Raw genomic sequence first — 23,258 nt, forward strand, 5'->3', positions numbered from 1 at the left:
GAAAAATATCTGCGCCGTCCGCGTCGGTACGGCAATCGATTGAAAAACGCCGCGACGGGTAAGCCGGTCGCGGCGTTAGTACTTTTTGTGCAAAACCCGCTACGGGTTCAAATCAGGATCAGCTGATTTGACCGTGGCAGTGTTTGTACTTCTTGCCCGAACCACACCAGCACAACTCGTTACGGCCTTGCTTCTGGTCGTTACGGACCGGAAGAGTGGCGATATCAACACCCTCTTCGGCCAGAACTTCCGGCTGCTCAAGGCCAGGCGCTTCGGCATGTTCGAACTGCATGCGTTGCGCCAGCTCTTCGGCGTCGCGACGCAGGCGAGCTTCTTCCTCTTCCGGATCTTCGCGGCGAACCTGAACGTGTGACAGCACACGAATGGTGTCGCGCTTGATCGAATCCAGGAGTTCCTGGAACAGCGTGAACGACTCGCGCTTGTATTCCTGCTTCGGGTTCTTCTGAGCGTAGCCGCGCAGATGGATACCGTGACGCAGGTGATCCATGGTCGACAGATGGTCTTTCCACAGGTCGTCCAGAACGCGAAGCAGAATCTGCTTCTCGAAAGTACGCAGCGCGTCGGCGCTGGCTTGCTCTTCTTTCTCGTTGTACGCAGCCAGCAACTCTTCGAGCAGCTTCACGCGCAGTGTGTCTTCGTGCAGGTGATCGTCTTCATCGAGCCACTGCTGAATCGGCAGCTTGACGCCGAAGTCGCTCTCGAGCGCCGCTTCCAGGCCAGGAACGTCCCACTGTTCCGGCATCGACTGCGGCGGAATGTGTTGGCTGATCAGGCTGTTGAGCACGTCTTCACGGAACTCGGCGATAGTGTCACCAATGTTGGTAGCGGCCAGCAGGCTGTTACGCATGTGGTAAATCACTTTACGCTGCTCGTTGGACACGTCGTCGAACTCGAGCAATTGCTTACGAATATCGAAGTTACGGCCTTCAACCTTGCGCTGCGCCTTCTCGATCGCGTTGGTCACCATCCGGTGTTCAATCGCTTCACCGGACTGCATGCCCAGTGCTTTCATGAAGTTCTTCACCCGATCAGAGGCGAAGATGCGCATCAGGCTGTCTTCCAGCGACAGATAGAAACGGCTTGAGCCGGTATCACCCTGACGGCCGGCACGACCACGCAGCTGGTTATCGATACGACGCGACTCGTGACGCTCGGAAGCAATAACGTGCAAGCCACCCGCTTCGATCACTTGCTGATGGCGCTTCTGCCAATCGGCTTTGATCTGTGCGATTTGCTCCGGGCTTGGGTTTTCCAGCGCAGCAACTTCAACTTCCCAGTTACCGCCCAACAGGATGTCGGTACCACGACCGGCCATGTTGGTGGCAATGGTCAGCGCACCCGGACGACCCGCCTGAGCAATAATCTCGGCTTCTTTTTCGTGGAACTTGGCGTTCAGAACCTTGTGTTCGATGCCTTCCTGATTGAGCAGCTTGGACATGTGCTCGGAAGTTTCGATGGTTGCTGTACCCACCAGCACCGGACGATTCTCGGCCAGGCAGGCTTTGATGTCGGTGACGATGGCGGCGTACTTCTCTTCCGCCGTCAGGTACACGAGGTCGTTGAAGTCTTTACGCGCCAGCGGTTTGTTAGGCGGAATGACCATGACCGACAAGGTGTAGATCTGGTGGAATTCGAACGCTTCGGTGTCGGCCGTACCGGTCATGCCGGACAGTTTGTTGTACAGACGGAAGTAGTTCTGGAAAGTGGTCGATGCCAGGGTCTGGCTCTCGGCCTGAATATTCAGGTTTTCCTTCGCTTCGATCGCCTGGTGCAGGCCCTCGGACAGACGACGACCCGGCATGGTACGACCGGTGTGCTCGTCGACCAACAGAATCTGGCCGTCCTGAACGATGTACTCGACGTTGCGATGGAACAGGGTGTGCGCACGAAGACCGGCGTAAACGTGAGTCAGCAGACCCAGGTTGTGGGCCGAATAGAGGCTCTCGCCTTCGGCCAGCATGCCGACTTCGGTGAGCATCTCTTCAATGAACTGGTGACCGGCTTCGTTCAGCTCAACCTGACGGGTCTTCTCGTCAACGGTGTAGTGACCGGCTTTGGTGACCTCGCCTTCCACTTCCTCGATGTGTTGCACGAGACGTGGAATCAGGCGGTTGATTTCGGTGTACAGCTTGGAGCTGTCTTCAGCCTGACCGGAGATGATCAGCGGCGTACGCGCTTCGTCGATGAGGATCGAGTCCACTTCGTCGATCACGGCAAAATTGAGTTCGCGCTGGAACTTGTCGTCCATGCTGAACGCCATGTTGTCGCGCAGGTAGTCGAAACCGAACTCGTTGTTGGTGCCGTAGGTGATGTCCGCCGCGTAGGCTGCACGCTTTTCTTCAGGCGGCTGGAATGGCGTGACGATACCCACGCTCAAACCGAGGAATTCGTACAGCGGACGCATCCAGTTGGCATCACGACGAGCAAGGTAGTCGTTGACCGTTACCACGTGCACGCCCTTACCGGACAGCGCGTTGAGGTAAACCGCCAGTGTACCCACCAGGGTTTTACCTTCACCGGTGCGCATTTCGGCAATCATGCCTTCGTGCAAAGTCATGCCGCCAATCAACTGAACGTCGAAGTGGCGCATACCCATGACGCGCTTGCCTGCTTCACGCGCTACCGCGAAAGCTTCAGGAAGCAGCTTATCGAGGGTCTCACCTTTGGCTAAGCGGGCCTTGAACTCTTCGGTCTTGGCACGTAGTTGCTCGTCCGAAAGGGCCACCATTTGCTCTTCGAAGGCATTGACGATCTGTACCGTCTTGAGCATGCGCTTCACTTCACGCTCGTTCTTGCTTCCAAAAAGTTTTTTTAACAAAGGCGCAAACATATCGACAGGATCTTCCAGACATAGGAATGGAGGGCGGCCCCGTGAGTCGCCCGTGCAGCCCTCATGGCCGCATGCGAACGAGTATTCTACCCGGAAACGATGGTGAGGAAAGTGGCGTTATTCCACGATGCTGGCACAGCGCTGTGACGGGGCTGTTTGTAGATAGGGGCATTTCTTGAGAGTTCAACCCATTCAGCACATAAGTTAACCATTGATTTTGCGGGTAAAACTGGCAAAACCGCGTGGGACAAGGGCTTGCGGGCGCTTTCTGATAACATGACAAACTTGTCATTCAGGGTTCTCGCACATGGCGTTTCGTCCACTCCCCGCTCGGGCACCCGCAGTATTGCTGCGTGAAGCGAAGCCGCTTAAAGGTATTTTTCACCATGCTCAGCGTTTGGGGCACTTGCAACGACTGCTTGAAAGCCAGTTGCAGCCTGCTGCGCGCGAACATTGTCATGTTGCTTCATGGCGCGAAGGCAGCTTGCTGCTGATTGTGACCGACGGTCATTGGGCAACGCGATTGCGCTATCAACAGAAACGCCTGCAGCGACAACTCACGGCGTTTGACGAATTCGCCAACCTAACCCGCATCGTTTTCAAGGTTCAGCCACCCACAACCCCTCAAGGCGCGACAGGCCACACAATGGACTTGTCGACCGTCGCCGCCGAAAGCATTCAGGCAACGGCTGACGGGATCACTGATCCGAAACTGCGAGCAGCGCTGGAGCGACTGGCGGCGCATGCGAAGCCGAAGGCTTGATTACGAATCGCTTATTCCTCTGCCTGTAGGAGCTCACCGAGGTTACGAGGCCAGCGATGGCGGTTTGTCTGACACGCCGTCATCGCTGGCCTCGTAACCTCGGTGAGCTCCTAAAGGTCCAAGCAGTGTAGAAATTCCCCCATAAAAAAAGGCCGCCCGAAGGCAGCCTTTAAAAACAGCAAAAAAGGAAGGAGAGTAAAGCTGACCTTACACGGCCGCTACAGGGCGCATGTAAGAAATCGGTGCAGTACTGGCATCTTCGAAGGTCACGACTTCCCAAGCGTCTGTCTCTGCGATCAATTTACGCAGAAGACGATTGTTCAGTGCATGCCCCGACTTGAAGCCAATGAACTCACCTATCAGGCTGTTGCCCAGCAGGTAGAGGTCACCAATTGCATCAAGAATCTTGTGTTTAACGAATTCGTCCTCGTAACGCAGGCCGTCTTCGTTCAGTACGCCATCCTTATCAACCACGATGGCATTTTCCACGCTGCCGCCGAGTGCGAGGTTGTGCTTGCGCAGGTACTCGATGTCACTCATGAACCCGAAGGTCCGGGCACGGCTGACTTCCTTCACGAAGGAAGTGCTGGAAAAGTCCACGCTTGCACTTTGGGTGCGATCGCGGAAGACCGGGTGATCGAAATCGATCTCGAAACTGACTTTGAATCCTTCGAAAGGCACGAAAGTAGCGCGTTTACCGCCCTCTTCCAACGTAACTTCCCGCAGGATCCGGATGAATTTCTTCGGCGCGTCCTGTTCTTCCAGGCCAGCCGATTGAATCAGGAATACGAAGGGACCCGCGCTGCCATCCATGATCGGAACTTCGGAGGCAGAGAGTTCAACGTAAGCGTTATCGATGCCCAGACCAGCCATGGCCGAGAGCAAATGTTCTACGGTGTCGACTTTGACATCACCGCTGACCAGCGTGGTCGACAGAGTGGTGTCACCGACATTTTCCGCGCGGGCAGCAATATGCACGACGGGGTCGAGGTCAGCACGTACGAACACGATACCGGTATCCACAGGTGCAGGCTTGAGGGTCAGGTAAACCTTCTCCCCGGAGTGCAGACCGACACCTGTGGCACGGATAATATTTTTCAGGGTGCGTTGTTTAATCATGGCATTGGCCGCTTCAGCGCAAGTTGCGAACTGGTATCAACAAAGGCTGGCGATAATAGCAGACCCGGCCTTTGCTGAACACCAATCACCCTAATACCCCTGATACATTTCATCAATCAGCCTGACGACGCAGGAAAGCCGGGATGTCCAGGTAATCCAGATCGTCATTCGGGCTCATTTTTGCGGCTGTAGCGCCTGCGTGTGCCTGATTGCGCATCACGGTAGGACGATCCAGATCGCGGTAGTTCACCGACGGGGCTTCCTGACGGGCTGCAGCAGGCTGAGCCTGAGACGGCTGGGCAGTTTGCAGAGTGTTGTCGATAACCTTGACCGGCTTCTCGATTTTCGCGCCCAGGCCTGTGGCAACCACAGTCACGTGCAACTCGTCGCGCATGTCCGGATCGATAACAGTACCGACCTTGACCATTGCGTGCTCGGAGGCGAACGCTTCAATGATGCTACCCACGTCCGAGTACTCACCCAGAGACAGGTCAGGACCGGCAGTGATGTTGACCAGGATGCCGCGAGCGCCCTGCAGGTTAACGTCTTCGAGCAGCGGGTTACGAATGGCTGCCTCAGTCGCTTCACGTGCACGGTTCGGACCGCTGGCGCAGCCAGTGCCCATCATCGCCATACCCATTTCGCTCATCACGGTACGTACGTCGGCGAAGTCGACGTTGATCATGCCCGGACGTTTGATGATGTCGGAGATACCGCGAACGGCACCGGCCAGAACATCGTCAGCCTTGGCGAAAGCCGACAGCAGGCTGGCGTCTTTACCGAGGATGGTCAGCAGCTTCTCGTTAGGAATGGTGATCAACGAGTCGACGCTTTCGGACAGCATGCGGATGCCTTCGTCGGCGATCTGCATACGCTTGCGACCTTCGAACGGGAACGGACGAGTCACCACCGCGACGGTGAGGATGCCCATTTCCTTGGCCACTTCAGCAATGATCGGAGCTGCACCGGTACCGGTACCGCCGCCCATGCCTGTGGTGATGAAGACCATGTTGGTGCCCTGCAGAACTTCTGCAATGCGCTCACGATCTTCCAGAGCAGCCTGACGGCCTACTTCAGGGTTGGCGCCAGCGCCAAGACCTTTGGTAACGCCAGTACCCAGTTGCAGGATGGTCCGCGCGCCGATGTTTTTCAGCGCCTGAGCATCGGTGTTGGCGCAGATGAATTCCACGCCTTCGATGTTGCTCTTGACCATGTGATTAACGGCGTTGCCGCCACCACCACCCACACCGATAACTTTGATTACCGGGCTTTGCGGGACGTTGTCTACGAGTTCGAACATTTTCCCTCTCCTTTCATTCTCTAGTTTTTTTGCCTGGTGCCCACTGCTGCCATTACTGCTTTGAGGCTTAGAAGTTGCCTTGCACCCAGCGCTTGAAGCGTTCAAGCACTGGAGCTTTAGGCTCATCTCCATAGCCGCTATTGCTACTACTGATCCCGGACAAAGAGAAACCGTCAGACTGCTTTTGCAGGCCGTACAGCAACAAGCCGACACCGGTCGAATAAATCGGGTTACGCACGACATCTGCGAGCCCTTTGACGCTATGCGGCACGCCCAGGCGCACCGGCATATGGAAGATTTCCTCGGCCAGCTCGACCGCGCCTTCCATTTTCGAGGTACCACCGGTCAGCACGATGCCGGCCGGGATAAGATCTTCGTAGCCACTGCGACGCAGTTCCGCCTGGATCAGGGTGAACAGCTCGTCGTAGCGCGGCTCGACCACTTCGGCCAGGGCCTGACGCGACAGCTCGCGTGGTGGACGGTCGCCAACGCTTGGCACTTTGATGGTTTCACCGGCACCGGCCAGCTTGGCCAGGGCGCAGGCGTAACGGATCTTGATTTCTTCGGCGTATTGCGTCGGTGTACGCAAGGCCATGGCGATGTCGTTGGTGACTTGATCACCGGCAATCGGGATCACCGCCGTGTGGCGAATCGCGCCTTCGGTGAAGATCGCGATGTCGGTGGTACCGCCGCCGATGTCTACCAGGCACACGCCCAGCTCTTTTTCATCGTCGGTCAGGACCGAGTAAGCCGAAGCCAGTTGCTCAAGGATGATGTCGTCGATTTCCAGACCACAGCGACGCACGCACTTCTCGATGTTCTGTGCAGCGTTCACCGCGCAAGTCACTACGTGGACCTTGGCTTCCAGTCGTACGCCCGACATCCCCAGCGGCTCACGAACGCCTTCCTGGTTATCGATCACGTAATCCTGCGGCAGGGTGTGCAGCACGCGCTGATCAGCCGGAATCGCAACCGCCTGAGCAGCGTCAAGTACGCGCTCCAGGTCCGCCGAGCTGACTTCACGATCACGGATCGCGACGATGCCATGGGAATTCAGGCTGCGAATATGGTTGCCCGCCACGCCGACGAACGCCGAGTGAATACGGCAACCCGCCATCAGCTGAGCTTCCTCCACTGCGCGCTGGATCGACTGAACGGTGGACTCGATATTCACCACCACGCCCTTCTTCAGGCCGCGGGATGGATGGGTACCGATACCGACGATTTCCAGCGTGCCATCGGCCGCGACTTCGCCTACCAGCGCCACCACCTTGGAGGTGCCGATATCCAAGCCAACGATCATTTTGCCGCTTTGCACGTTTGCCATGGTCCTGCCTCTTGTCAATTCTTCGCGACGGCGGGTTTGTCCGTCGGAGGCGCTGCCTGCTCGCGCCATCCCACGGCAAGGCCGTTGGAGTAACGCAGATCGACGCGCGCAATATTCGTGATCTGTTCTTTAAGCGTTTTGTCGTAAATGGCGATAAAACGGCGCATTTTTTCTACAAGGTGATCGCGTCCCAGCAACAACTCGATACCGGGTCCCGCACTGCCCGCGCCCGTGGTCAAAAACCAGCTGCCACGTTCACGTAATTCCAGCCGAGCGATGGAGAACCCCATTGGGCGCAACATCTGACTCAACACCTGATACTGCTGCATCACCTGCTGCTGAGCCCGCTGTGGGCCGAACAATTGCGGCAGGTGTTCGTAATTGGCCAACTCGCGCGGTGTAAATGCTTCACCCTGGTTGTTGAGCAAAGCTTCATCCCCCCAGCGCGCCACTGGCAGTTGCTCTTCCAGACGGATCACTACTTGATCCGGCCATACACGTCTTACTTCCGCGTGGGCAATCCACGGCATCTTTTCCAGCTCGCTGCGCATGGCAGCGAGGTCGATGGTGAAGAAGCTCGCCGCGACATAAGGCGCGATCCGCTGCTGCACCGCCTGCTGGCTGATATAGCTCAGGTCGCCCTGAACGTTGATCTTGGTGATCGGCCGGTCGGCGTAAGGCAGCAACCGTTGTGCGCCCTCATAAACGCCGTAACCCAGCGCGACCATCAGTACCAACCAACCCAGCTTCTTGAAGAAGCCACCCACTTTGGCTTTCGGCATACGCGCCGAAAGCGGTTCTCTGGTCACCGTGCGACTGGCACCCCGCGGCACCGGCTTGCGGCCGGATCCTGGAGGCTGATGACGCGCCGTCGCGTTCATGACTTAACCTCGCGCCTGGACGCTGTCGGCCAGAATCGCCAACACCAGTTGCTGGAAATCCAGACCTGCCGCACGTGCCGCCATTGGCACCAGGCTGTGGTCAGTCATCCCTGGCACGGTATTCACTTCCAGCAGCCAGAACTTGCCATTGGCGTCTTGCATGACATCGGTACGCGCCCAGCCGGTAACGCCAACTGCTTCGCACGCGCGAGCGGTCAGTTGCTTGAGTTCCTGTTCCTTGGTGTCATCGAGCCCGCACGGAATCCGATACTGGGTATCGTCAGCCAGGTACTTGGCGTCGTAGTCGTAAAAACTGTGAGGAGTGCCCAGGCCGATGGGAGGCAAGACCTGGCCACGCAGCGATGCGATGGTGAACTCCGGACCTTGAATCCATTGCTCAACCAAAACTTGCGAATCGTAGGTACTGGCAGCTTTCCACGCGACGATCAATTCTTCGACGCTGGTCACCTTGGCCATACCGATACTGGAACCTTCATGAGCCGGTTTGACGATCAAAGGCAGGCCCAGTTCCGCAGTTGCAGAAATACAATCCGATTCGCTGCCAAGTACCGCGTGCAAAGGCGTGGGCAGGCCAAGACTCTGCCAGACCTGCTTGGTCCGCAGCTTGTCCATGGCCAGTGCTGAAGCCAGTACACCACTACCGGTGTAAGGAATTTCCAGGCACTCCAACAAGCCCTGCATCGTGCCGTCTTCGCCACCGCGTCCGTGCAGGACGATGAAGGCGCGATCAATCTTTTCGCTGACCAGACGCTGCAGAAAATCGTCGCCTACATCGATGCCGAATGCATCGACACCAGCGCTCTGCAATGCGTCCAGAACGGCTTGCCCGGACTTCAATGAAACCGGCCGCTCAGCGCTTTTGCCGCCAAACAGCACGGCAACGCGGCCGAACGATTTCGGCTCCAGCGTCGAGAGCAAAGGCGTTTGCAGTGGCGCAGTCATTTCAGCTTCCCTTCGGTAGGCGCGATGACGGCCCCCGCGAACAACGGGCTTCTCAACAATTGCGGAGCAAGCCCGCCAATGTCACCCGCCCCTTGGCAGAGCAGGATGTCGCCGGCTCGCAGCAAAGGTTTGACCAAAGGCGCCAGCTCGACGCCGCGCTCGATATAAATAGGGTCCAGCTGGCCACGCTGACGAATGCTGTGGCACAGGTTGCGGCTGTCCGCACCCGGGATTGGCTCTTCGCCTGCCGGGTAAACTTCCATCAGCAACAGCACGTTGGCCTCCGCCAGCACTTGCACGAAATCGTCGTACAGATCGCGGGTACGGCTAAAACGGTGGGGCTGATAAACCATGACCAAGCGGCGCTCAGGCCAGCCGCCACGCACAGCGTTGATCACGGCAGCGACTTCGCGAGGGTGATGACCGTAGTCATCAACCAGCATGACATTGCCGCCTTCGACCGGCAGCTCACCATAAACCTGGAAGCGTCGACCCACGCCCTGGAAGCCCGACAGCCCCTGAACGATGGCTTCATCGCTGACGCCCTCATCCGTCGCAATGGCGATAGTTGCCAACGAGTTGAGTACGTTGTGATTGCCCGGCATGTTCACCGATACGTCCAGCGGCTCACGGTCGCGACGTAATACGGTGAAGAACGTCAGCATGCCTTCCTGACGAACATTAATAGCTCGTACGTCCGCCGTTTCGGTAAAGCCGTAGGTCACGGTTGGACGTTTGACTTGCGGCAGGATTTCCCGCACCACAGGATCATCGATGCACACCACCGCCAAGCCATAGAAAGGCAGGTTGTGCAGGAACTCGACGAAGGTTTTCTTCAGTTTGTTGAAGTCGCCTTCATAGGTCGCCATGTGATCGGCGTCGATGTTGGTGACGACAGCAACCAGCGGCTGCAAATGCAGGAAGCTGGCATCACTTTCATCGGCTTCAGCAATGAGGTAACGGCTGGTGCCCAACTGCGCGTTGGTACCGGCAGCGTTCAGACGACCACCGATCACGAAAGTCGGGTCAAGACCACCGGCCGCGAACACCGAAGCGATCAGGCTGGTCGTGGTGGTTTTACCGTGGGTACCGGCAACGGCGATACCGTGGCGATAACGCATCAGCTCGGCCAGCATCTCGGCACGTGGCACCACCGGGATACGACGCTCAAGGGCGGTCGCCACTTCCGGGTTGGAAGTGTTCACGGCACTGGAAACCACCAGCACGTCAGCGCCCACAGTGTTTTCCGCGCGGTGGCCGATGAAGATGTGAGCACCAAAGGATTCAAGACGCTCGGTAACCGGGGAAGCCTTCAGGTCTGAACCGGAAACTTCATAGCCCAAGTTCAACAACACCTCGGCAATCCCGCACATGCCCACACCGCCGATACCGACGAAGTGGATACGACGGATACGGCGCATTTCCGGCTGTGGCATCGCGCGTTGATTCTCAACCATGAGCCACCTCCAGACAGATATCCACAACGGTGTTGGTTGCATCAGGCTTGGCCAGCCGGCGGGCGGTACGAGCCATGGTGTTGAGTTGTTCGGGTTGCATCAAAACCTCTTTCAGACGCGCCGCCATATCGGCTGCATCAGTTGTCGCTTGTGGCATCACGAAAGCAGCGCCTTCGTGGGCCAGATAGTCGGCATTACGGGACTGGTGATCGTCGATCGCATGGGGCAACGGCACCAACAGCGAGGGCAGTCCGGCCGCCGCCAGTTCACTGATGGTCAGCGCGCCTGCGCGACAGACCACCAGGTCGGCCCAGCCATATGCTTGGGCCATGTCTTTGATGAACGGGGCGACCTGCGCCTCGACACCGGCAGTGCGATAGCGCTCTGCAGTCACTTCATCGTGATTCTTGCCAGCCTGATGAAACACTTCAGGCCGGAACTCCGCAGGCACCTGCGAAAGTGCCTCCGGCAATAACTTGTTCAGCGGCTCGGCACCGAGGCTACCGCCCAGTACCAGCAAGCGCGCCTTGCGCCCGGCCAGTGCCTGGCGTGGGGTTTCCAGAAACAGCTCGGCACGTACCGGATTACCCGTGGTGCGGCGTTTTTCGGACGCTGCGAAGGTGTTCGGAAACGCCTCGCACACTCGGCTGGCGAACGAGGCCAGACTGCGATTGGCAGTACCGGCTACAGCGTTCTGCTCATGAATGACCAAAGGCACTTTGCTCAACTTCGCAGCAAGACCGCCTGGACCGGTGACGTACCCACCAAAGCCCACCACACAAACCGGCTTGAGCTCACGCACGACTTTACGGGCCTGCATCAACGCCTTGAGCAGCATCAGCGGCGCCTTGAGCAAGGACAACCGGCCCTTGCCACGCAAACCGGTAACGTTGATCAGGTGCAAAGCGAACCCGGCCTGTGGCACCAGTTCGTTTTCAATACCGCGGGGCGTACCCAGCCAATGCACCTTGTAACCACGGGCCTGGAACTCCCGCGCGCATGCCAGCGCCGGGAACACGTGACCACCGGTGCCGCCTGCCATGATCAGCACGTTAGCGTCCATGGTTAGGCTCCTCGGCGAAGTCACTTTCATTGAATTCCGCTTCTTCGCTGCCCATGTTGTTGCGCGACTCCCACTCGATCCGCAGCAGCAGACCCAGGCTCGCGCAGCAGATCACCAATGAACTGCCGCCGTAGCTGAGGAACGGCAGGGTCAAACCTTTGGTTGGCAGCAAGCCGACGTTCACACCGATGTTGATCAGGAACTGACCGATCCACAGGAAAGCAAGGCCATAGGCAACGTATGCGCCAAAGAACTGCTTGGCGCGCTCGGCCCACATACCGATGTACATGGCGCGGATACTGACGAATACGAATAGCGCGACGGTCAGCAGCGAACCCACTACACCCAGCTCTTCGGCGAGTACCGAGAACACGAAGTCAGTGTGCGCTTCCGGCAGATAGAACTGCTTCTGTACGCTGTTGCCCAGACCAACACCGAGCCATTCACCGCGACCAAATGCAATCAATGCCTGAGTCAACTGGTAGCCGGAACCGAATTGATCGGACCACGGGTCGGTAAAGGTGATCAGACGTGCCATCCGATACGGTTGCGCCTGAACCAGCACGAACACCGCGCCGACCGCCAGGGCGACCATCAGACTGAACCGGAACAGGCCAACGCCCCCCAGGAACAGCATCGCTGCCGCAGCGCCCATCATCACGACGGTGGCACCGAAGTCTGGCTCCATCAGCAGCAGGCCGGCCATTGGCAGCAGGACGATGAAAGGCTTGAAGAAGCCCATCCAGCTTTCACGGACTTCCTGCTGGCGACGAATCAAATAACCCGCGAGGAAAATCACCACGAATACCTTGGCAATTTCCGAAGGCTGGACGTTGAACATGCCGAAGCCGATCCAGCGCATCGAGCCGTTCACCTCACGACCGATACCCGGCACCAGCACCATGACCAGCAGGCCGAATGCACCCAACAGCATCATCCAGCCGAGGCGCTGCCAGGTCGCGACCGGAATCATCATGGTCAGACCGCAGGCGAAGATCCCAATGATCATGTAGATCAAATGGCGAGTCATCATATAAAGGGTGTTGCCGGAATTCACGGCCGCCACTTCCGAGGAAGCGGAGGTGATCATCACCAGACCCAGGCCCAGCAACGCCAGGCAACCAGCCAGCATCGGGAAGTCCAGGTCAATGCCACGACCACTGATTATCGGGGACGGGAAAGGCTTGATTACGCCGAAGATCATGACAAGTCCCCCACGGCTTGCGCGAACAGACGACCGCGCTCTTCGTAGTTCTTGAACATGTCAAAACTCGCGCATGCCGGGGACAGCAACACGGCGTCGCCCGCCTGCGCTATCTCGGCACAACGCAACACAGCTTCCTCAAGCGTCGTAACCCGGACCAGTTCCACGCCATCGCCCAACGCCTGAGCGATCAATTCGGCGTCGCGGCCGATCAGCACCACAGCGCGGCAGTTGGCAGCAACCGGGGCACGCAGACCACTGAAGTCAGCACCCTTGCCATCACCACCGGCGATCAATACCAGTTTGCCTTCGATGTCTGAGCCCAGGCCCTCGATGGCGGCCAGTGCGGCGCCAACGTTGGTGGCCTTGGAGTCGTCGTAGTAGCTCACGCCGTTGCGCTCACGCAGCCATTGGCAGCGATGTTCCAGGCCGCCAAAGCTGCGCAAGCTGGAAAGCATCGCGTCCATCGGCAAACCGACAGCGTGGCCCAGCGCAAGCGCCGCCAGAGCGTTGGCCTGATTATGAGCACCACGGATTTTCAATTCGCGTACAGGCATCAGGTTGTCGAACTGGAAGGCGAGATATTTTTCGCCGTCTTCTTCGCGCAAACCAAAGCCATGGAAATCGGGTTTGTTCAGACCGAAGGTCCAGCACGGCAGACCCTCACCAATCAACGGCCGGGTCAGCACGTCCTGACGGTTGACCACCACCTGACGGGCACCACGGAATACCCGGTGCTTGGCGAGATGATAAGCAGGCAAACCGCTGTAACGGTCCATGTGGTCTTCACTGATGTTCAACACGGTCGCCACTTCTGCGCCGAGCTGATCAGTGGTTTCCAGCTGGAAGCTGGAAAGCTCCATGACATAGAGTTCGACGTCATCGCCAAGCAGATCCAGCGCGGGCGTACCCAGATTGCCGCCGACCGCAACACGCTTGCCCGCCGCTGCAGCCATCTCGCCAACCAGCGTGGTCACGGTGCTTTTGGCGTTGGAGCCAGTGATCGCAATGATCGGAGCCTTGGCGTAACGGGCAAACAGCTCGATATCGCCGGACAGCTTCACGCCGCGCGCAGCCGCTTGCTGCAACGCCGGGGTCGCCAGTGCAAGACCCGGGCTCACGTACAGCTCGTTGCCACGGCACAGGAATTCAACGTCCAGTTCGCCACAACGCACATCCACCTGCGGATAGTCACGACGCAAAGTCGCCAGCTCCGGTGGATTTTCCCGCGTATCGGCCACGGCAAACGACACGCCCCGGCTCGCCAGAAAGCGAACCAGGGACATGCCGCTCTTGCCGAGGCCGACAATGATGCGGAAATGGTCTGAAGCGATAAGAGACACTCGTTCTACCTCAGTTTCAGCGTGGCAAGACCGATCAACACGAGAATCACGGTGATGATCCAGAAACGGACGATCACACGCGGCTCGGGCCAGCCCTTGAGTTCAAAGTGGTGGTGGATCGGCGCCATGCGGAAAACGCGGCGGCCGGTCAACTTAAAGGATGCAACCTGAATAACGACTGACAAGGTCTCCATCACGAACACGCCGCCCATGATGAACAGGACGATTTCCTGACGGACGATAACGGCGATGGTGCCCAGTGCTGCACCGAGTGCCAGTGCGCCAACGTCACCCATGAAGACCTGAGCCGGGTAGGTGTTGAACCACAGAAAACCTAGTCCCGCACCGATCAGCGCACCGCAGAACACGATCAGTTCGCCCGCGCCCGGTACATAGGGGATCAGCAGGTATTCAGCGAATTTCACGTTACCCGACAGGTAGCAGAAGATGCCCAGCGCGCCGCCTACAAGCACGGTTGGCAGGATCGCCAGACCGTCGAGGCCGTCGGTCAGGTTGACCGCGTTGCTGGAGCCAACAATCACGAAATAGGTCAGCACGATAAAACCGATGCCCAGCGCGATGCTGGCGTCCTTGAACATCGGAATGATCAGCGTGGTTTCTACCGCCGAAGGGGCAGTTACATAAAGGAAGATCGCCGCGCACAAGCCGAACACCGACTGCCAGAAATACTTCCAGCGGCTCGGCAAGCCTTTTGAGTTCTTCTCGATGACCTTGCGATAGTCGTCTACCCAGCCGATGCCACCGAACAGCAGGGTCACCAGTAACACCACCCAGACATAGCGGTTGCTCAGGTCAGCCCAGAGCAAGGTGCTGATACCGATGGAGGACAGAATCAACGCCCCGCCCATGGTCGGCGTACCGGATTTGGACAGGTGAGACTGTGGACCGTCGTTACGAACCGATTGGCCGATCTGGCGCATCTGCAATGCACGAATCATCCATGGGCCCAGGCACAGCGAGAGCGACAATGCCGTAAGCACCCCGAGGATCCCGCGCAGGGTCAGGTATTGGAAGACCGCGAAGCCTTTGTGGAACTGTTGCAGAAACTCGGCCAGCAGCAGCAGCATTAATGTGTCTCCAGGCTAGAACCGCACAGGGCAGCGACGACGTTTTCCATCGCAGCGCTCCGCGAGCCCTTGATCAAAATAGTGGTTTGAGGATCCTGCTCGGCGCCCAGCGCAGCGATCAGGTCAGTCTGATTGGCAAAATGGCGCGCATGCTCGCCGAAGGCATCGACGGCGTGGGCCATCAACGGACCAACGGCATACAGTGCAGAGACTTTGCCCGCGGCATAGGCGCCGACTTCGCGGTGACCTTGTTCTGCCCAGTCGCCCAGCTCGCCGATGTCACCGAGGACCAGCACGGTGCGACCAGTAAAACCGGTAAGAATATCTACGGCTGCGTTGATGGAGCTCGGATTGGCGTTGTAAGTGTCATCAATAACGCGCACACCATTGAGCGCCAACTGCGCGACAGTGCGGCCTTTGACCGGCTGCACAGCATTGAGGCCCGAAACGATACCGTCCAGATCAACACCCATCGCGTGGCCTGCAGCCGCCGCAGCCAACGCATTGGCCACGTTGTGCGTCCCCAGCAGATTGAGTTGCACCGCTGCCGAGCCCAGTGGACTGTTGAGAATGAAGCCAGGGCAACCCCGAGCATCAACGCTCAGTTCCTGAGCATGGAAATCGGCGCTTTGATCGGCAATCGCGAAACTCACGATGCGACGATCCCCTGCACGGGCAGTCCAGATCGAGAATGCCTTGTCTTCTTTATTAAGAACCGCGACGCCAAAGCTATCGAGTCCTTCGAGGATTTCGCCTTTGGCTTCGACAATTTTGTCTGGGCCGCCGAACTCGCCGACGTGAGCAGTACCCGCATTGGTAATCAATGCCACGTGCGGCTTGGTCAGACTCACAGTGAAAGCGATTTCGCCCACACGGGACGCGCCCATTTCGATGACGGCAGCCGAGTAATCAGGCGCCAGCTCAAGGAGGGTCAACGGCACACCCAACTCGTTGTTCAGATTGCCGCGGGTGGCTAGAACAGAACCGCGGGTACGCATGATGCTGGCAAGCATTTCTTTCACAGTGGTCTTGCCACTGGAACCGGTAATCGCAGCTACAGGCCTGTCGACGAAGGCATTACGATTCAGTGCACCCAACTGGGCGAGCGCCTTGCGAGTATCGAGGACAACCAGTTGCGGCAACACAACATTCGGAATTTCGCGCTCGACCAAGGCAGCTACAGCGCCTTTGGCTGCGACCTGACTCAGGTAATCATGGCCGTCAAAACGCGGACCTGTCAGTGCCACGAACAACTGGCCAAGCTTGATAGCGCGGCTGTCGATGCTCACGCCATCGAAAGTGCGGTCATCGCCTACCAGGCGCGCGTCGAGCACGGTGGTCAATTCACTGAGGGACAACGGCTTAAGCATTCGCCACCTCCCATACAGTCAAAGCCTTGGCTGCCTCTTCCAGATCGGAGAATGGCTGGCGCTGACCGTCGATTTCCTGATAGTCCTCGTGCCCTTTGCCTGCCAGAACGATCACATCGGTCGCGGCAGCGCTGGCGATGATTTCTGCAATCGCCTGACCACGCCCTTCAACGAAACGAACATTTTGCGAAGCGCTGAAACCCTGACGGATATCGTCGAAGATTTTCGTCGGCACTTCAGTACGCGGATTGTCATCGGTCACAAGGACACTGTCCGCAAGACGTTCAACAACTTCAGCCATTAACGGACGCTTGCCGCGATCACGATCACCGCCACAGCCAAACAGGCACAACAAACGACCTTTGGCGTGAGGACGCAGCGCGGTCAGTACTTTTTCCAGCGCATCGGGGGTGTGGGCGTAATCAACCACAACCAACGGTTTTTCACCGCCACCCAAGCGTTGCATGCGCCCTACCGGGCCTTCGAGCTTCGGCAGGACTTTAAGAATTTCGTCCAGCGCATAATCCAGGCCCAGCAAGGCACCGATCGCAGCCAGCACGTTACTCAAGTTGAAGCGGCCCAGCAGGCTGCTGCGCAACAGGTGCTGACCTTGCGGCGTGACCAGTGTGGCGCGAACCCCTTCGTCATCGAATTTTGCATCGCGGCAATACAGATAAGCGCTGGAGTCTTCCAGGCTATAAGTGATGAGCCGGGACTCGCGCTTTTCAGCGGCCAGAGTGCGACCAAACTCATCGTCGATATTGATCACGCGGCAACGCAGGTCAGACCAGGCGAACAGCTTGGCTTTGGCCGCGCCGTAAGCCTCCATGGTGCCGTGATAGTCCAGGTGGTCACGGGACAGATTGGTCAGTACTGCGACATCGAATGCCAACGCAGTTGCGCGACCTTGATCAAGACCGTGGGAAGAAACTTCCATTGCCACTGCGCGTGCCCCGGCCTTCCTCAGATCAGACAGTGTTGCCTGTACCGCGATTGGGTCGGGGGTCGTGTGTCGACCGCTTTGCAATGAACCGTAGAAACCGGTCCCCAGAGTGCCGACGATGCCGCAATGCTGGCCTAGCAGGTCCATCGCTTGCGCGACCAACTGGGTAACGCTGGTTTTACCGTTGGTGCCGGTTACGCCAACCAGATTCAGGCTGCGACTAGGATCGCCATAGAAGCGCCCGGCGATATCCGACAACTGTGCAGTCAGGCCCTTGACCGGGATCAGCGGCACGTCGGTAATCGGCAACACTTTCGCGCCTTCAACTTCATAAGCAACGGCCGCAGCGCCACGCTTCAAGGCATCGGCGATGTGATCGCGACCATCGAAGTTGCCACCGGGAACCGCAAGAAACAGGTCGCCACCGCGTACGTTGCGACTATCCAGCGTCAACTCGCGAATCATCAGATCGCTGGAAGCGTGGGCGAAAATCTTGTTCAGGCTGGACGACATCAACCACGCCCTCCTTTAACGACTGGAGCTGCATTGACCTGCTCTGGTGGAATCGGAGCGAGGTTGTCAGGCGTTACGTTCATCAGGCGCAAGGTGCCGGACATGACCTTACTGAAAACCGGTGCCGATACCAGACCGCCGTAGTAACCGCCCTTGCTTGGCTCATCGATGACCACAACCACGGCGTAGCGTGGATTGCTCATCGGACCAAAGCCGGCGAAGAGCGAGCGATAAGAATTTTCTGCGTAACCTTTGGTGCCGACCGACGTTTTACGTGCCGTACCACTCTTGCCTGCCACGTGGTACGAAGGAACCCGCGCACGATAGACGCCGCGAGAATCTTCGATCACGGCTTGCAGCATGGTTTGCAGGGTCTTGGCGGTCTGCTCAGGGATAGCCTGAGTCGCTACCGGCGGGTTATCGCTTTTCAGAATGGTCAACGGCACGATCCGGCCGTTATTGGCGATGGCGGCATAGGCGTGTACCAGTTGCAGCGCAGTCACCGACAAGCCGTAGCCGTATGACAAAGTCGCCGTCTCTGCTTTACGCCATTCACGGTAATTAGGCAGGTTGCCAACGCGCTCGCCGGGGAAGCCGAGACCGGTGTACTGGCCCAGGCCAACACGCTGCATGGCCTGGAAGATCGCTTCCCCGCCGACGTCGAAAGCCACTTTACTCATGCCGACGTTACTGGAATTGATCAGGATGCCGGTCAAATCGAGAACCGGCCCTTCAGTCTTGGTAACGTCGCGGATCGTGTATTTGCCGATCTGCAAGGTGCCGGGATAGACCTCTACCTTGTCAGTAGGCTTCCATCGGCCACTGTCCAGCGCGGCAGTCATGGAAATCGGCTTCATGGTCGAACCAGGCTCGAACACGTCAATGATCGCCCGGTTACGCATCGCAGCTGGGACCATCGTGCGGCGATTGTTCGGGTTGTAAGTCGGGGAGTTGACCATCGCCAGCACTTCGCCGGTCTTGACGTCCATGATCACCATGCTGCCGGCCTTGGCTTCGTTCTCGACGATTGCGTTACGCAGTTCACGAGTGGCCAGATATTGCAGGCGCAGATCAATAGACAAAGCCAAGGTCTTTCCAGCCTTGGCGTTTTTGGTGACCTGAACGTCTTTGATGAGTCGTCCGCGCCTGTCCTTGATGACCTGCCTTTTGCCGGGAACCCCAGCCAGCCAGTCGTCATAGGCCAGCTCCACACCTTCGCGACCGTGATCGTCCAGGTCGGTAAAGCCAACCATGTGGGCGGTTACGTCGCCAGCCGGATAGAAGCGGCGGAATTCTTCAATGCCGTAAACGCCGGGCACTTTCAGATCAAGCACGGCCTGACCATGCTCAGGTGTCAGACCACGAACCAGATAGATGAATTCTTTACCGGCCTGGGCGTCGAGCCGCTCAGTCAGCGCTTTGGGATCCTGACCCAGTGCCGTGGCCAGAACTGCCCACTTGCTCTTGTCCAGCTGCATTTCTTTCGGGTTGGCCCAAAGCGTGGTCACCGGCGTACTGACAGCCAAAGGTTCGCCATTACGGTCAGTGATCAGGCCGCGGTGCGCCGGAATAGGAATATGGCGAAGACTGCGCGCGTCGCCCTGTTCCTTGAGGAACGTGTGATCAACCACTTGCAGATCGATGATGCGCCAGCAGATCGCGCCGACCAATGCCAGCAGCAGGCCGACCACCACGCGGAACCGCCATGGATAAAGTGCGCCTTCGAGCTTCATCATGGCGCCACCATGCGAACTTCAGCGGCGCTCGGGATGCGCATTTTCAGCTGTTCAGTGGCCAGGGTTTCGATGCGGCTGTGGGCTGTCCAGGTACTTTGTTCGAGAATCAGACGACCCCATTCAGCTTGAGCCTTGTCGCGAATGCTCAGCTCGGAGTACAGCGAGTTGAGCAACTGACGGTTCCAGTGAGCACTGTAGGAAACGCCGATAGCCGAAACGAGGACGGCGAGAAACAGCAGTAGCATGAAGAAGCTGCCGCCTGGCAAAGGCTTGAGGAACAAGCGGCTCACCTGAGCTTCTCCGCGACACGCATGACAGCGCTGCGTGAACGGGGATTGGCTTTGGTTTCTTCGTCTGAAGCAAATTGCGCCTTGCCGATGAGTTTGATCTTGGGTTCAAAAGCCTTGTACTGGATCGGCAGGTTGCGCGGCATGTTGTCCGCCTCACCCTTGACGAGCTTGCGCATGAACAATTTGACGATGCGATCTTCAAGCGAGTGGAAACTGATGACGACCAGGCGGCCACCCACTTCCAGCGCTTCAAGCGCTGCTTCCAGACCCGCCTCCAGGTCGCCCAACTCATTGTTGACGTGAATGCGCAGACCTTGAAAAGCACGGGTCGCCGGATTCTTGCCTTTTTCCCAGGCGGGATTGGCCACCTTGAGCACTTCAGCCAGATCAGCCGTACGCTCAAAGGGTTGAATTTCACGACGCGCAACTACAGCGCCTGCCATACGTTTGGCGAAACGTTCTTCGCCGTATTCCTTGAATACGCGGGCAATTTCTTCGACAGGTGCAGTGGCGATGAACTCGGCAGCGCTGACGCCGCGGGTCGGGTCCATGCGCATATCCAGCGGACCATCGTTCATAAAACTGAAGCCGCGCTCCGGGTCATCAAGCTGCGGCGACGAAACACCGAGGTCCAGCAGGATTCCGCTGACCTTGCCCGCAATGCCGCGTGCTTGAGCCTCCGAGCCCAATTCAGCGAAGCTGCGTTGCACAATGACAAAGCGGCCGTCTTCGGCCGCTAGCGCTTGCCCGGTGGCAATTGCTTGAGGATCTTTATCGAATCCCAGCAATCGGCCATCAGGCCCAAGCTTCTCTAATACAAGCCGACTATGCCCACCGCGCCCGAACGTGCCGTCCATATAGCAGCCATCAGCGCGCACCGCGAGAGCCTCTACGGCTTCGTCGAGCAGTACGGTGATGTGGGTAAAACCGCTATTCATAGTCACAGGATCAGATCACGTAATTCATCAGGCATAGCGCCCGGTTGTTGAATGGCCGCCAGATCCGCATCAGCAAGAGCGTTCCAGGCGTCCTCGTCCCACAATTGAAACTTATTGAGCTGGCCCACTAACATCACGCGCTTATCCAACTTGGCATATTCGCGAAGGCGTGGCGGAACCAGAAAACGCCCACTGCCATCCAGCTCCAGATCAACCGCGTTACCGATCAGCAAACGCTGAAGGCGACGGTTTTCTTCGCGGAAGGTAGCGAGCTCACGCAATTTCGCCTCGATCAGCTCCCATTCCGAGAGTGGATAAAGGCACAAGCAAGGGTCAACAGCGTCAATGGTCACGATCAATTGCCCGGCGCTACGCGAATCCAACTCGTCACGGTACCGGCTCGGCATAGCGAGACGGCCCTTTGCATCGAGATTGATTGCGTTTGCACCACGAAACACAGGCGCTTTCTCCGAATTCTAGCTTTTTGCGTTAAAAAAACCCACTTCACGCCACTTTCTGCCACTTGCGCACACTATAGGAACCCGCCCACCACACAGTCAAGGCACGGTCTTAAGGAAAACCCTTACATAACTGGGATTTAGGAGCGATATCAGACTGTTGGCGCGAATTTCAGGAGGGGTCTTACGGAAAATTCCGACACAGCTCAGAAAGCTGCAGCGCGAACTTAAAGTGATTTGTGAGGTTTAAGATTTTTTTGGTATTACGAGGGGGTGTAATGCTGCTGAAACGAGAGGGGATAAAAAGGTGGAGAGTCGATCTGTAAGCCGGGTTCTGTCGAGGACAGTCATTCCTCTACGACGGCCATCACTGGACGTCTTTAGCAACCTACCCGGTTCCAGCGCGGGCCACGCCTAGGAACCCTATTTGGTCTTGCTCCGAGTGGGGTTTACCTTGACCACGAACTGTTGCCAGACGCGCGGTGCGCTCTTACCGCACCTTTTCACCCTTACCGGCGCCGAAGCGCTTAGGCGGTTATTTTCTGTGGCACTTTCCGTAGGCTCACGCCTCCCAGGCGTTACCTGGCACTCCGCCCTATGGAGCCCGGACTTTCCTCCCCCCCTTAATTGCGAACAATAAGAGGCAGCGACTGTCCAATCGACTCTCCGCCGACAAGGTTAGCGGCACAACCCCCTCAGAACAAGCTTTAAAACGTCGCAGACTTGCGCCGCAGGGATTTATTCGCCTTTTTGCTTGTCTAGCGCCACCTGATAAAGCAGGTTTTTGCGTACCCCTGTGATTTCCGCAGCCAGAGCGGCGGCGCGCTTGAGTGGCATCTCCGCGAGCAGCAGATCCAGAATTCGTCGCGCTTCGCTACCGATGACGTCTTCATCTTCAGGTTCAGTCCAGCCCGCCACCAACACCACGCACTCGCCACGCTGCTGATTGCTGTCGCTTTCGACGAACTCACGCAGCTCGGCCAGCGGCAAGCCTTTGAGGGTTTCGAAGGTCTTGGTCAACTCGCGCGCCAACAACGCAGGACGCTGCGCTCCGAAAACCAGCTCCAGATCCTGCAGACACTCAAGAATGCGATGCGGCGCCTCATAGAAGATCAGCGTGCGCGGTTCTTCCTTGAGTAACTCCAGCCGAGCACGGCGACCCACGGCCTTGGCGGGCAGAAAACCTTCAAAAATGAAACGGTCTGACGGCAAGCCAGCAGCCGACAGCGCTGCAATTAACGCGCAAGCACCCGGCACCGGGACGACTGCAATACCTGCAGCCCGTGCCTGACGAACAAGGTGATAACCAGGATCCGAAATAAGCGGCGTCCCGGCATCGGAGATCAGCGCAACGTTATCGCCCGCCAACAGACGAGTGATAAACCGACTGCCCTCCTCGCGCTCGTTGTGCTCGTGGCAAGCAGCCAGTGGCGTGGAAATGCCGAAATGCTGCATCAATCGCGCCGAGTGACGCGTATCCTCAGCGGCAATTAACGCCACTTCTCGCAATACCTTCAACGCCCTCACGCTCATGTCATCCAGATTGCCGATTGGCGTGGCCACTACATAAAGCGAGCCCGCGGCGGAATTCAAAGCAACTGGAGCAGTCAAAGCGCAGACCTCATGATTTGTTACCCTTTAAGGGTGAAGG

19 protein-coding genes and 1 other RNA gene are annotated in these 23,258 nt (G+C 57.8%); 1 reads left to right on the forward strand and 19 read right to left on the reverse strand.

The features are described 5' to 3' along the window. Positions 1–118: 118 nt before the first annotated feature. Positions 119–2,851, reverse strand: coding sequence for a preprotein translocase subunit SecA (secA, locus tag ABRP31_RS22640; RefSeq protein WP_087264841.1), 2,733 nt, complete (start codon positions 2,849–2,851; stop codon positions 119–121). Positions 2,852–3,158: 307 nt separating this feature from the next. On the opposite strand from secA, the gene ABRP31_RS22645 reads away from it, so the two are divergent. Further along, on the forward strand, positions 3,159–3,614 hold the full coding sequence (locus ABRP31_RS22645; protein WP_087264842.1) for a DUF721 domain-containing protein: 456 nt from the start codon (positions 3,159–3,161) through the stop codon (positions 3,612–3,614). 207 nt (positions 3,615–3,821) lie between these two features. On the opposite strand, the gene lpxC is transcribed toward ABRP31_RS22645, so the two are convergent. The 18 genes from lpxC to rsmI all read right to left on the reverse strand — a co-directional run bounded on the left by lpxC (position 3,822) and on the right by rsmI (position 23,218). Next, positions 3,822–4,733: a UDP-3-O-acyl-N-acetylglucosamine deacetylase gene (lpxC, locus tag ABRP31_RS22650; RefSeq protein WP_027900249.1), complete on the reverse strand. Its 912-nt coding sequence runs from the start codon at positions 4,731–4,733 to the stop codon at positions 3,822–3,824. Positions 4,734–4,845: 112 nt separating this feature from the next. Then, complete coding sequence (ftsZ, locus tag ABRP31_RS22655) at positions 4,846–6,033, reverse strand: cell division protein FtsZ (RefSeq protein WP_027900248.1); 1,188 nt, start codon at positions 6,031–6,033, stop codon at positions 4,846–4,848. Positions 6,034–6,100: 67 nt separating this feature from the next. Beyond that, entirely contained in the window at positions 6,101–7,360 is a 1,260-nt protein-coding gene (ftsA, locus tag ABRP31_RS22660; protein ID WP_087264843.1) for a cell division protein FtsA, read from the reverse strand. A gap of 14 nt (positions 7,361–7,374) precedes the next feature. After that, positions 7,375–8,241, reverse strand: a complete 867-nt coding sequence (locus ABRP31_RS22665; RefSeq protein WP_087264844.1) for a cell division protein FtsQ/DivIB — start codon at positions 8,239–8,241, stop codon at positions 7,375–7,377. Positions 8,242–8,244: 3 nt separating this feature from the next. Continuing rightward, positions 8,245–9,204 carry a D-alanine--D-alanine ligase gene (locus ABRP31_RS22670; RefSeq protein ID WP_349969656.1) on the reverse strand — a complete coding sequence of 320 codons (960 nt, stop codon included), beginning with the start codon at positions 9,202–9,204 and terminating at the stop codon, positions 8,245–8,247. Next, a complete protein-coding gene (gene murC, locus ABRP31_RS22675; protein WP_087264846.1) occupies positions 9,201–10,661 on the reverse strand; it encodes a UDP-N-acetylmuramate--L-alanine ligase in 1,461 nt (486 codons plus the stop codon). Before murC ends, ABRP31_RS22670 begins: the two co-directional genes overlap by 4 nt. Continuing rightward, positions 10,654–11,724, reverse strand: coding sequence for an undecaprenyldiphospho-muramoylpentapeptide beta-N-acetylglucosaminyltransferase (murG, locus tag ABRP31_RS22680; RefSeq protein ID WP_349969655.1), 1,071 nt, complete (start codon positions 11,722–11,724; stop codon positions 10,654–10,656). Before murG ends, murC begins: the two co-directional genes overlap by 8 nt. Next, positions 11,714–12,928, reverse strand: a complete 1,215-nt coding sequence (ftsW, locus tag ABRP31_RS22685; RefSeq protein WP_087264848.1) for a putative lipid II flippase FtsW — start codon at positions 12,926–12,928, stop codon at positions 11,714–11,716. The genes murG and ftsW overlap by 11 nt, the downstream gene beginning before the upstream one ends. Beyond that, a complete protein-coding gene (murD, locus tag ABRP31_RS22690; protein WP_349969654.1) occupies positions 12,925–14,271 on the reverse strand; it encodes a UDP-N-acetylmuramoyl-L-alanine--D-glutamate ligase in 1,347 nt (448 codons plus the stop codon). The genes ftsW and murD overlap by 4 nt, the downstream gene beginning before the upstream one ends. A gap of 5 nt (positions 14,272–14,276) precedes the next feature. Continuing rightward, entirely contained in the window at positions 14,277–15,359 is a 1,083-nt protein-coding gene (gene mraY / locus ABRP31_RS22695) for a phospho-N-acetylmuramoyl-pentapeptide-transferase (RefSeq protein ID WP_027900240.1), read from the reverse strand. Further along, entirely contained in the window at positions 15,359–16,729 is a 1,371-nt protein-coding gene (gene murF, locus ABRP31_RS22700) for a UDP-N-acetylmuramoyl-tripeptide--D-alanyl-D-alanine ligase (protein ID WP_349969653.1), read from the reverse strand. Before murF ends, mraY begins: the two co-directional genes overlap by 1 nt. Beyond that, positions 16,722–18,185, reverse strand: a complete 1,464-nt coding sequence (locus ABRP31_RS22705; protein WP_349969652.1) for a UDP-N-acetylmuramoyl-L-alanyl-D-glutamate--2,6-diaminopimelate ligase — start codon at positions 18,183–18,185, stop codon at positions 16,722–16,724. Before ABRP31_RS22705 ends, murF begins: the two co-directional genes overlap by 8 nt. Next, entirely contained in the window at positions 18,185–19,921 is a 1,737-nt protein-coding gene (locus ABRP31_RS22710; RefSeq protein WP_349969650.1) for a penicillin-binding protein 2, read from the reverse strand. Before ABRP31_RS22710 ends, ABRP31_RS22705 begins: the two co-directional genes overlap by 1 nt. Beyond that, positions 19,918–20,211 carry a cell division protein FtsL gene (gene ftsL, locus ABRP31_RS22715; protein ID WP_087264853.1) on the reverse strand — a complete coding sequence of 98 codons (294 nt, stop codon included), beginning with the start codon at positions 20,209–20,211 and terminating at the stop codon, positions 19,918–19,920. The genes ABRP31_RS22710 and ftsL overlap by 4 nt, the downstream gene beginning before the upstream one ends. Next, a complete protein-coding gene (rsmH, locus tag ABRP31_RS22720; protein WP_087264854.1) occupies positions 20,208–21,149 on the reverse strand; it encodes a 16S rRNA (cytosine(1402)-N(4))-methyltransferase RsmH in 942 nt (313 codons plus the stop codon). The genes ftsL and rsmH overlap by 4 nt, the downstream gene beginning before the upstream one ends. A 2-nt stretch (positions 21,150–21,151) precedes the next feature. Further along, positions 21,152–21,607: a division/cell wall cluster transcriptional repressor MraZ gene (gene mraZ, locus ABRP31_RS22725; RefSeq protein WP_004881513.1), complete on the reverse strand. Its 456-nt coding sequence runs from the start codon at positions 21,605–21,607 to the stop codon at positions 21,152–21,154. A gap of 307 nt (positions 21,608–21,914) precedes the next feature. Then, positions 21,915–22,273, reverse strand: an RNA gene (gene rnpB / locus ABRP31_RS22730) — RNase P RNA component class A. Between the two features lie 72 nt (positions 22,274–22,345). Then, positions 22,346–23,218 (reverse strand): 16S rRNA (cytidine(1402)-2'-O)-methyltransferase, encoded by an 873-nt coding sequence (gene rsmI, locus ABRP31_RS22735; protein WP_349969649.1) that lies wholly within the window; start codon positions 23,216–23,218, stop codon positions 22,346–22,348. Between the last annotated feature and the right edge of the window lie 40 nt (positions 23,219–23,258).

The sequence above is a fragment of the Pseudomonas caspiana genome (assembly GCF_040224095.2).
In the GTDB taxonomy this organism is placed as follows: Bacteria; Pseudomonadota; Gammaproteobacteria; order Pseudomonadales; family Pseudomonadaceae; genus Aquipseudomonas; species Aquipseudomonas caspiana.

Bases quoted from the DNA above. Each gene is read 5' to 3' on its own strand.
- secA (WP_087264841.1), bottom strand. From the start codon at position 2,851: ATGTTTGCGCCTTTGTTAAAAAAACTTTTTGGAAGCAAGAACGAGCGT.
- ABRP31_RS22645 (WP_087264842.1), top strand. From the start codon at position 3,159: ATGGCGTTTCGTCCACTCCCCGCTCGGGCACCCGCAGTATTGCTGCGT.
- lpxC (WP_027900249.1), bottom strand. From the start codon at position 4,733: ATGATTAAACAACGCACCCTGAAAAATATTATCCGTGCCACAGGTGTC.
- ftsZ (WP_027900248.1), bottom strand. From the start codon at position 6,033: ATGTTCGAACTCGTAGACAACGTCCCGCAAAGCCCGGTAATCAAAGTT.
- ftsA (WP_087264843.1), bottom strand. From the start codon at position 7,360: ATGGCAAACGTGCAAAGCGGCAAAATGATCGTTGGCTTGGATATCGGC.
- ABRP31_RS22665 (WP_087264844.1), bottom strand. From the start codon at position 8,241: ATGAACGCGACGGCGCGTCATCAGCCTCCAGGATCCGGCCGCAAGCCG.
- ABRP31_RS22670 (WP_349969656.1), bottom strand. From the start codon at position 9,204: ATGACTGCGCCACTGCAAACGCCTTTGCTCTCGACGCTGGAGCCGAAA.
- murC (WP_087264846.1), bottom strand. From the start codon at position 10,661: ATGGTTGAGAATCAACGCGCGATGCCACAGCCGGAAATGCGCCGTATC.
- murG (WP_349969655.1), bottom strand. From the start codon at position 11,724: ATGGACGCTAACGTGCTGATCATGGCAGGCGGCACCGGTGGTCACGTG.
- ftsW (WP_087264848.1), bottom strand. From the start codon at position 12,928: ATGATCTTCGGCGTAATCAAGCCTTTCCCGTCCCCGATAATCAGTGGT.
- mraY (WP_027900240.1), bottom strand. From the start codon at position 15,359: ATGCTGCTGCTGCTGGCCGAGTTTCTGCAACAGTTCCACAAAGGCTTC.
- murF (WP_349969653.1), bottom strand. From the start codon at position 16,729: ATGCTTAAGCCGTTGTCCCTCAGTGAATTGACCACCGTGCTCGACGCG.
- ABRP31_RS22705 (WP_349969652.1), bottom strand. From the start codon at position 18,185: ATGTCGTCCAGCCTGAACAAGATTTTCGCCCACGCTTCCAGCGATCTG.
- ABRP31_RS22710 (WP_349969650.1), bottom strand. From the start codon at position 19,921: ATGATGAAGCTCGAAGGCGCACTTTATCCATGGCGGTTCCGCGTGGTG.
- rsmH (WP_087264854.1), bottom strand. From the start codon at position 21,149: ATGAATAGCGGTTTTACCCACATCACCGTACTGCTCGACGAAGCCGTA.